Source organism: Bacillus sp. AFS002410, from assembly GCF_002556365.1.
In the GTDB taxonomy this organism is placed as follows: domain Bacteria; phylum Bacillota; class Bacilli; order Bacillales; family Bacillaceae_G; genus Gottfriedia.
Window position 1 is genome coordinate 25,169 of sequence record NZ_NUEU01000098.1, and the last position, 8,397, is coordinate 33,565.

Annotated in this window: 7 protein-coding genes; all 7 read left to right on the forward strand. The window is 34.6% G+C overall.

The features are described 5' to 3' along the window. Window positions 1-162: 162 nt before the first annotated feature. Genes CN692_RS23570 through CN692_RS23600 form a run of 7 tightly spaced genes read left to right on the forward strand, consistent with a single transcriptional unit; the run spans window position 163 to window position 8,233 of the window. Window positions 163-1,047: a carbohydrate ABC transporter permease gene (locus CN692_RS23570; protein ID WP_098121569.1), complete on the forward strand. Its 885-nt coding sequence runs from the start codon at window positions 163-165 to the stop codon at window positions 1,045-1,047. Continuing rightward, window positions 1,031-1,885, forward strand: a complete 855-nt coding sequence (locus CN692_RS23575; protein WP_098121570.1) for a carbohydrate ABC transporter permease — start codon at window positions 1,031-1,033, stop codon at window positions 1,883-1,885. Before CN692_RS23570 ends, CN692_RS23575 begins: the two co-directional genes overlap by 17 nt. A gap of 31 nt (window positions 1,886-1,916) precedes the next feature. Further along, entirely contained in the window at window positions 1,917-2,975 is a 1,059-nt protein-coding gene (locus tag CN692_RS23580; RefSeq protein WP_098121571.1) for a zinc-dependent alcohol dehydrogenase, read from the forward strand. Between the two features lie 58 nt (window positions 2,976-3,033). Next, on the forward strand, window positions 3,034-3,828 hold the full coding sequence (locus CN692_RS23585; protein ID WP_098121572.1) for a sugar phosphate isomerase/epimerase family protein: 795 nt from the start codon (window positions 3,034-3,036) through the stop codon (window positions 3,826-3,828). A 16-nt stretch (window positions 3,829-3,844) separates the two neighbouring features. Continuing rightward, a complete protein-coding gene (locus CN692_RS23590) occupies window positions 3,845-4,879 on the forward strand; it encodes a Gfo/Idh/MocA family protein (protein WP_098121576.1) in 1,035 nt (344 codons plus the stop codon). After that, the gene (locus CN692_RS23595) at window positions 4,876-7,098 is read left to right on the forward strand and encodes a glycoside hydrolase family 65 protein (RefSeq protein WP_098121573.1); all 2,223 of its coding nucleotides are present in this window, start codon (window positions 4,876-4,878) and stop codon (window positions 7,096-7,098) included. The genes CN692_RS23590 and CN692_RS23595 overlap by 4 nt, the downstream gene beginning before the upstream one ends. Window positions 7,099-7,111: 13 nt before the next feature. After that, the gene (locus CN692_RS23600) at window positions 7,112-8,233 is read left to right on the forward strand and encodes a glycerate kinase (protein ID WP_098121574.1); all 1,122 of its coding nucleotides are present in this window, start codon (window positions 7,112-7,114) and stop codon (window positions 8,231-8,233) included. Window positions 8,234-8,397 lie beyond the last annotated feature (164 nt).

Here is an 8,397-nt window from a genome sequence, read left to right on the forward strand (position 1 = left end):
AACTTTTTAATTCAATTTGTAATAGTTATTTAATTTTTAATTATTGAAAGTTGTTTAAGAAGAACGAACGCTTGAAAAGCAAGCTAAGTTGCTTTTTAAACAACTTTTCTTTTATCACCAATCTATCGAGCGAGGAAATAGATTGTTTTTTAGGAGGTAGTTATGAAACCGATTGTCCGAAAAAAATCTGATATAAAACTAGCGTTAGCATTACTATTACCAAGTATTTTCTTACTATTGTTACTAGTTGCGTATCCAATGTTATCTAATATTAAAATAAGCTTTTTTGATCAACCGATTAACCCTAGATTAGCAGCTACATTTGTTGGTCTTTCTCATTACATTGATGTTATTAAAGATATTGAGTTTTATAAATCTTTAGGTCTTACGATTTTATATACAGTTTTAACTGTAGTTGGTAGTACAGCGGTTGGGCTTGCGGTAGCATTGTTCTTTAATCGCCCATTTAAGTTTCGAAAAACAGCTCGTTCTTTAATTATCCTATCTTATGTAACGCCATCTATTTCACTAGTTTTTGCTTGGAAATATATGTTCAATAACACATATGGGATTATTAATTACTTAGGGACAGATGTTTTCCATTTATTTAAAACTGCTCCGTTATGGTTTGATAATCCAGTTAGTAGTTTTATAGTCGTAGTTGTTTTCGCGATTTGGAAGTACTTCCCATATGCATTTATATCGTTCTTAGCGATTTTGCAAACGGTTGATAAAACATTATATGAAGCAGCTGAAATCGACGGGGCTACACTTTGGCAAAAATTTAAAGTTGTAACTTTACCTGCGATCATGCCGGTACTTCTAACTGTTGTAACTTTACGATTTATTTGGATGTTCTATATGTTTACAGATGTTTATTTATTAACAAACAAAGTAAATATTTTAGGTATTTATTTATATGAAACAGCGTTTGCTTTCAATAATTTAGGAAAAGCTTCGGCAATTTCCGTTATCTTATTCATTATCTTATTCATTGTTATTATCGTATCAAGAAAGAAGGTGAACTTAAATGGCAGCAGTAAGTAGTAAAAGAAACAAAATTATTAAGAAGACTGGATTTTACGTTGTACTAATCCTTCTTTTAGGAATCATGTTATTTCCATTCTTTATTATGCTAATGACGTCATTAAAAAGTTCAAAAGAAGCAATTGCAACACATCCAACAATCTTACCGCATGAATGGACTTTCCAGCATTATATCGATATTTTTAATCCGACAATATTCCCATATTTAAACTACTTTAAAAATAGTTTAATTGTTTCGCTAATCGCAGCTGCATTATCAGTAGTACTAGGAATATTAGGAGCTTACGCTTTATCAAAACTTAAATTTAAAGGCAGAGTAACGATCAACGCTAGTTTTTACACAGTTTATATGTTTTCAGGGATTTTATTAGTAGTTCCTTTATTCAAAATCATTTCTGGCTTTGGGTTATATGACACAAAACTGGCATTGATTATTACGATGATCGTCCAAACTCTTCCAACAGCAATATTTATGTTAAAGAGTTATTTCGATACAATCCCAGAGGATTTAGAAGAAGCGGCTATGATTGATGGTTTAAGTCGAATAAAAATAATCATCTATATCATTATTCCATTGTCAATTTCGGGCATAGTATCAGTTTTCGTATATGCTTTCATGATTGCATGGAATGACTATTTATTTGCATCAATTTTCTTATCGAGTTCAGAGAACTTTACGTTACCGATTGGATTAAATACTTTATTTAGCACGCCAGACTATGTATGGGGTCGCATGATGGCAGCCTCATTAGTTACAGCTATACCAGTAGTTATTATGTATGCAATATCAGAGCACTTTATTAAGGGCAATTTAACTGAAGGTGGAGTAAAAGGCTAAACAATTTTTTACTGAAGGGATGAAATAATAAATGAAAAAGTTAGTAGCAGTTGAACCAAGAGTCGCAGCATTAGTTGAGTATGAAGATCGCCAAGTAAAACCAAATGAAGTGAAAATTAAAGTAGAATTTGCATCTCCAAAGCACGGTACAGAAGTTGTTGATTTTAGAGGACTTAGCCCATTTATTGATGAGGAGTTCAATGAAGAGTGGAAAATGTTTATGCCACGCGAAGAAGGAACTGCTAGAGGAATTGTCTTTGGAGAATTTCAATTAGGAAATATGGTTGTCGGTAGTATTTGTGAAATAGGTGATGAAGTAACTGAGTATAAACTAGGAGATCAAGTTTGTACTTACGGTCCGATTATGGAAACTGTCATCGTGAATGCAGTGGATAACTATAAATTACGTAAAATGCCAGAAGGTTCTTCTTGGAAGAATGCAGTTTATTATGATCCAGCACAATTTGCGATGAGCGGAGTTAGAGACGCAAATGTTAGAGCAGGTGACTATGTTGTAGTAATTGGTTTAGGGGCGATTGGACAAATTGCGATTCAATTAGCAAAGAAAGCTGGAGCGAGTATTGTGATTGGTGTAGATCCAATTAGTCACAGATGTGATATCGCCTTAAAAAATGGAGCGGACTATTGCTTTGATCCAACATCATGTGATTTAGGATATGAGATTAAAAAAATTACAAATAAAATGGGTGCAGATTCAATTATTGAAACAAGTGGTGTTTCAAGTGCACTGCAAGCAGCATTAAGGGGAATTGCATACGGTGGAACAATTTCTTATATCGCATTTGCTAAGCCTTTCTCAGATGGATTTAATCTTGGTCGTGAAGCACATTTTAACAATGCTAAAATCGTCTTTTCAAGAGGCAGTAGTGAGCCAAACCCTGACTACCCTCGTTGGGATCGTAAACGAATCGAAAATACTTGTTGGGAATTATTAATGAACGGTTATTTAAACTGTGAAGATTTAATTGAGCCAGTTGTTTCATTTAATGAAGTAGCGGATTCATATATGGAATTTGTAGACCAAAAGCCAGAGCTAAGTATTAAGATGGGTGTTCAATTTAATAAGTAAGCGATGTTAATTTATTTGGGAGTGTAATACACTCCCATCTGTCTAGGAGTGAATATTAATGAAAATCGGAACACAAAATCAAGCTTTTTTCCCAGAGAACATTAAAGAAAAATTTAACTATTTAAAAGAAATCGGTTTTGAAGGCTTTGAAATCGATGGCAAATATTTAGTTGATCATTTAGATGAAGTGAAAGAAGCAATCGCAGAGACTGGATTGCCTGTAACAACAGCTTGCGGTGGTTATGATGGCTGGATCGGAGACTTTATTGAAGAACGTCGTTTAAGAGGGTTAGCTGAAATTGAAGAGATTTTAAAAGCATTAAAAGAAGTTGGCGGTAAAGGGATTGTAGTTCCTGCAGCATGGGGGATGTTTACATTCCGATTACCACCTATGTCTTCACCAAGAAGCTTAGACGGTGATCGAAAAGCTGTAACCGATTCTCTAGTATTTCTAGATAAAGTAGCAGGTGAAACTGGAACTACAATTTATTTAGAACCTTTAAATCGTTATCAAGACCATATGATTAATACTTTAGCTGATGCACGCAAATATATTGAGGATAATCAATTTAAAAACGTCAAAATTATTGCTGATTTTTATCACATGAATATTGAGGAAGATGGTATATCAGAAGCACTCAACACTAATCATGATTTAGTTGAACATGTACACATTGCAGATAATCATCGTTTCCAGCCTGGAAGTGGTTCATTAGATTTTAAAAAGCATTTTGAGCAATTAAAAAGAGATGGCTATGAAGGTTATTTAACATTTGAGTGCCGTGTTCGTGGAAATAACTTAGAGGATGAATATATTAAAGCATTTCACCATATAAAAGAAGCTCTAGCTTGAGAGGGGGAGCATTGTGATTAAAAAAAAGGTAGCTATTATCGGTGGGGGACAAGTAGCTGAAAAAGTTCACGTTGCTTACTATCAAACTAGAGCCGAAATAGAAATAGTTGCTGTTGTTGGTATAAATGAAGAAGCACTTAAAAGCTTTGCAGATCGAAATCATATTCCAAACTATTATACTAATGCAGTTGAAATGTACGAGAAAGAAAGACCGGATATCGTTAGCGTTTGCACACCTAATAAATTTCATTTCGAAAATGTCATGTTAGCTTTAGAAAATAATTGCGATGTTTTTTGTGAAAAACCACCAGCAATTTTAGCCGAAGATGCTAGAAAGATGCATGAAACTGCTTTAGCAAAAGGACTTGTACTTGCATATGATTTTCACCACCGTTTTGCCGATGATGTAACGATTTTAAAAGAAAAAATTGATCAAGGTATACTAGGTGATGTTTATTTTGTAAAAGTAAAAGCTTTAAGAAGAAATGGCATTCCAGGTTGGGGTACTTTCACAAATAAAGAAATCCAAGGTGGAGGTCCCCTAATCGACTTAGGTATTCATATGCTTGATGCGGCACTATATGTTTTGGATTACCCAAAAGTTAAAAAAGTTACTACAAAAATGTTTAAGAAGATTGGTCATAAGAAAAATGAAGGTGCATTTGGCAAATGGGATCCTTCAAAATTTGAAGTAGAAGATTCTTTATTTTCACATATTGAATTAGAGAATGGCTGTTTAATTCAATTAGAAACATCTTTTGCATTAAATATAAAAGAAAAATCAGAAATGAATGTAGAACTTTGTGGAGACGAGGCTGGTGCTTCGATGTTTCCAGCGGAAATTTATACAGATGAAAAAGGAGAGCTTGTATCCCTTTTAAAGAGAGAAGAAGCTGATCCCGACCGTCATACAAAAAGTATGGCAGCCTTTGTTAATCGTTGCTTAGGACAGAATGTTATGTTAGCAGATGGTAAACAAGGATATGCGATTCAACGACTTGTAGAAGCGATCTATCAATCAGCCGAAAAAGGTGAGAGTGTATCTTTATGAATGAAGTAAATGTATTGAATGAAAACCAATTTGACTTACAATATATTAATAAGTATGCAACGATCATGGCACTAGGAAATGGATATTTAGGTTTACGAGCAAGCCATGAAGAGTATTATGCTGAACAAACTCGTGGCATGTATGTAGCAGGAATATATAATAAATCTACGTCAAATGATGTGACAGAGTTAGTAAATTTACCAGATTTAGTTGGTATGAAAATTGAAATTAATGACGAAATTTTTTCTGTCCTTTCAGGGGAAATCGTTTCTTATAATCGTAATTTAAATATGCAAAAAGGTGAACTAACTAGAGAAATCGTATGGAAAAACAAAGATGGCAACCGTTTTTGTCTAAAATTCCAACGATTTGTATCAAAAGATAACTTACATTTACTTGCATCTAAAATGAATGTAATCAGTTTAGACTGCGATGCAACGATTAAAGTAACAACTGGTATTGATGCGCAAACGTCTAATTTCGGAAAGCAACATTTAGTAGAAGAAAACATACGCGTGATTGATAAAAAAATATTGCATGCTGTCTATAAAACGACTGAAAGTAATCACATGATTGCTTTAGCAACATCATGTAATACACCTGATACAAGTGATGTTTCATTTGTGGCTAAAAATCGTCAGCTTATGGCTATTATAAAACAAGATTTAATCGTCGATCAGCCATTCGAATTGGAAAAAATTAGTTCGGTTTATACTTCAATTGATAAGTCAGAACAAGATCCCGCACAGGCTAGTATTCAAACAGTTCAAGAAATTATATCAGCGGGATACGGTAGTCTAATAGAAGCTTCATCTATTAAGTGGAACGAATTTTGGAAAATGAAGCGTGTAATCATTTCTTCAAAAGACGAGACTGATCAAATTGCATTAGATTTTTCTCTATATCATATGGAAATGATGACACCTTCACATGACGAACGTTTTAGTGTTGGTGCAAAAGGTTTAACAGGTGAAGGATATAAAGGACATGTTTTCTGGGATACGGAAATTTTTATTGCACCTTTTCATTTATTCACTGAACCAGAAGTAGCTAGAAAACTATTGACGTATCGATATCTTCATATAAAAGAAGCAAAAGAAAAAGCTGCTAAAAATGGTTATGCTGGTGCTCTGTTCCCTTGGGAAAGTGCGTTTACTGGCATGGAAGAAACTCCAGAATATGCTGCTATTAATATATTAACTGGTAAACGACAAAAGGTTGCCTCGGCTTTAGCTGAGCATCATATTGTAGCTGACATTGCTTATGCGGTATGTCAATACTATGAAAATACATTTGATAAAGCATTTATGGAGTGTGTTGGGCTAGAGCTACTAAAGGAAACAGCACGTTTTTGGATTAGTCGCACGACGGATGAAAATGGAGTACTCTCTATTAAAGATGTAATTGGACCAGATGAATATACAGAACATATTAACAACAATTCTTATACAAATTACATGGCTAATTATAATGTACAGCAAGCATTAAAATATATGGAGAAGTATAATAAAATTGATGAGGTATTATTTGAAAGTGGAAAGGATTTTCTAAAAAGAATTTATTTACCACAAGCAAACGAAGATAAAATTATTCCTCAAGATGATACATTCTTAACGAAACCAGAGATTGATTTATCGAAGTATAAACAAAAACAAGGTAGTCAGGCTATACTTCTTGATTATTCCCGTCAAGAAGTGAATGAGATGCAGATTTTAAAACAGGCTGATGTAGTGATGTTACTATATTTATTCCCTACTTTATTTGAAGCAGATGTAGTGAAAAAGAATTTGCAATATTACGAGGAACATACAATCCACGATTCATCGCTTAGTAAAGCAATACATGCAATCGTTGCTGCAAGATGTGGAGATGTAGAGAATGCTTACCGATTTTTCCAAGAAGCTTGCCTAATCGATTTAGGGTCAAATCCGAAGTCATCAGATGAAGGAATACATGCAGCATCTCTAGGTGCCAATTGGTTAGCAACGATCTTTGGTTTTGCAAACATTACGATGGAAACGAATAAGTTAAAGATCAATCCAAACTTACCTGAAAACTGGGACAAACTGTCATTCCCGTTCCACTTTCAAGGTACAAATCTTGAAATTACGATTACACATGAATCCGTAACTGTGACAAAGCAATCTGGTACGGAAATTGAAATCCAAATTAATGGTGAAGTATTTCACTTGAAGAATCAAATTTCCACATTACTTTAATGGAGGAGAGCAAATGAAAGTTGTAATCTTACCTGATTCTTTTAAAGAAAGCTTGGATGCAATGAATGTAGCCAAAGCCATTCATAACGGCTTTCAAACAGTTTTTCCGAATGCAGAGTATCACTTATTACCTCTAGCGGACGGAGGAGAGGGTACTGTTCAAGCTTTAATCGATTCAAATGGCGGCACAATTGAAACGATTACTGTAACTGGCCCTCTTAATGAAAAGGTTCAAGCTAAAATTGCATTTTCAAAAGATCGTAAAACAGCGTTTATTGAAATGGCTGAAGCATGCGGTTTACATCTTGTACCAGTTGAAAAACGCAATCCATTACAAACAACGTCATTTGGTGTCGGTGAATTAATCTTACATGCAATTGACCGTGGAGCTTCTGAGCTTATTATTGGTGTTGGAGGAAGTTCAACGAATGATGGTGGGATTGGTATGGCAACCGCATTAGGTTATCAATTCTTTGATCAAAACGGTGAAGAAGTTGAAAATAATGGTGAAGCGTTACTAAAAGTAGCATCAATAAGTGATCGAAACAAATCACCGCTTTTAGACAAAGTGAACATCACGATTGCCGCAGATGTTATTAATCCATTGACTGGTAAAAACGGAGCAACCTATATTTTTGGTCCACAAAAAGGACTTTTAGCTAATCAATTAGCTGAATTAGATGAAGCAATGGGACGTTTCTATCAGATTGCCGAACAATTTCTTTTTAAAAACGTATCAGAAATACCTGGTAGTGGAGCAGGTGGAGGCATGGGTGCAGGTCTAATGCTATTCGCAAATGCTACCATAAAAAAAGGCATTGAACTTGTTCTTGAACAGTTAAATGTAGTAGAAGTATGTAAGGATGCAGACATCGTAATTGTAGGTGAAGGCAGAATGGACGGCCAAACTGTATTTGGTAAAGCCCCGGTCGGAGCGGCTGCTTGTGCTCCTCCAAATGCGAAGGTCATTGCAATTTGTGGTAGCATTGGTAATGGAATAGAGGAACTGTATAAGCATGGAATCGATGCTATTTTTCCTACGATCCCTGCTATCATGCCGATTGAAGACGTTATGAAAAATGCCTTTGAAAATATCGAAAGAACGGCAAGGAATATTGCTATTCTATTAAAATAATTGAAGTAAAAAAGCAGAAAAAACTTTTAAGAGTTTTTCTGCTTTTATTTTTATTTAAGGCACTGTTAAACTAAAATGTTGATTTTTGTTTACTAATAGGGGCTGTTTGGTGAGAACAGTCTATATAATGCTTAAGCAACTAATGCATGCATGTGCGGCCGAGC

What these genes read in the sequence shown, in the direction of transcription:
- CN692_RS23575 (WP_098121570.1), top strand. Translation starts at nt 1,031, where the DNA reads ATGGCAGCAGTAAGTAGTAAAAGAAACAAAATTATTAAGAAGACTGGA.
- CN692_RS23585 (WP_098121572.1), top strand. Translation starts at nt 3,034, where the DNA reads ATGAAAATCGGAACACAAAATCAAGCTTTTTTCCCAGAGAACATTAAA.
- CN692_RS23600 (WP_098121574.1), top strand. Translation starts at nt 7,112, where the DNA reads ATGAAAGTTGTAATCTTACCTGATTCTTTTAAAGAAAGCTTGGATGCA.
- CN692_RS23570 (WP_098121569.1), top strand. Translation starts at nt 163, where the DNA reads ATGAAACCGATTGTCCGAAAAAAATCTGATATAAAACTAGCGTTAGCA.
- CN692_RS23580 (WP_098121571.1), top strand. Translation starts at nt 1,917, where the DNA reads ATGAAAAAGTTAGTAGCAGTTGAACCAAGAGTCGCAGCATTAGTTGAG.
- CN692_RS23595 (WP_098121573.1), top strand. Translation starts at nt 4,876, where the DNA reads ATGAATGAAGTAAATGTATTGAATGAAAACCAATTTGACTTACAATAT.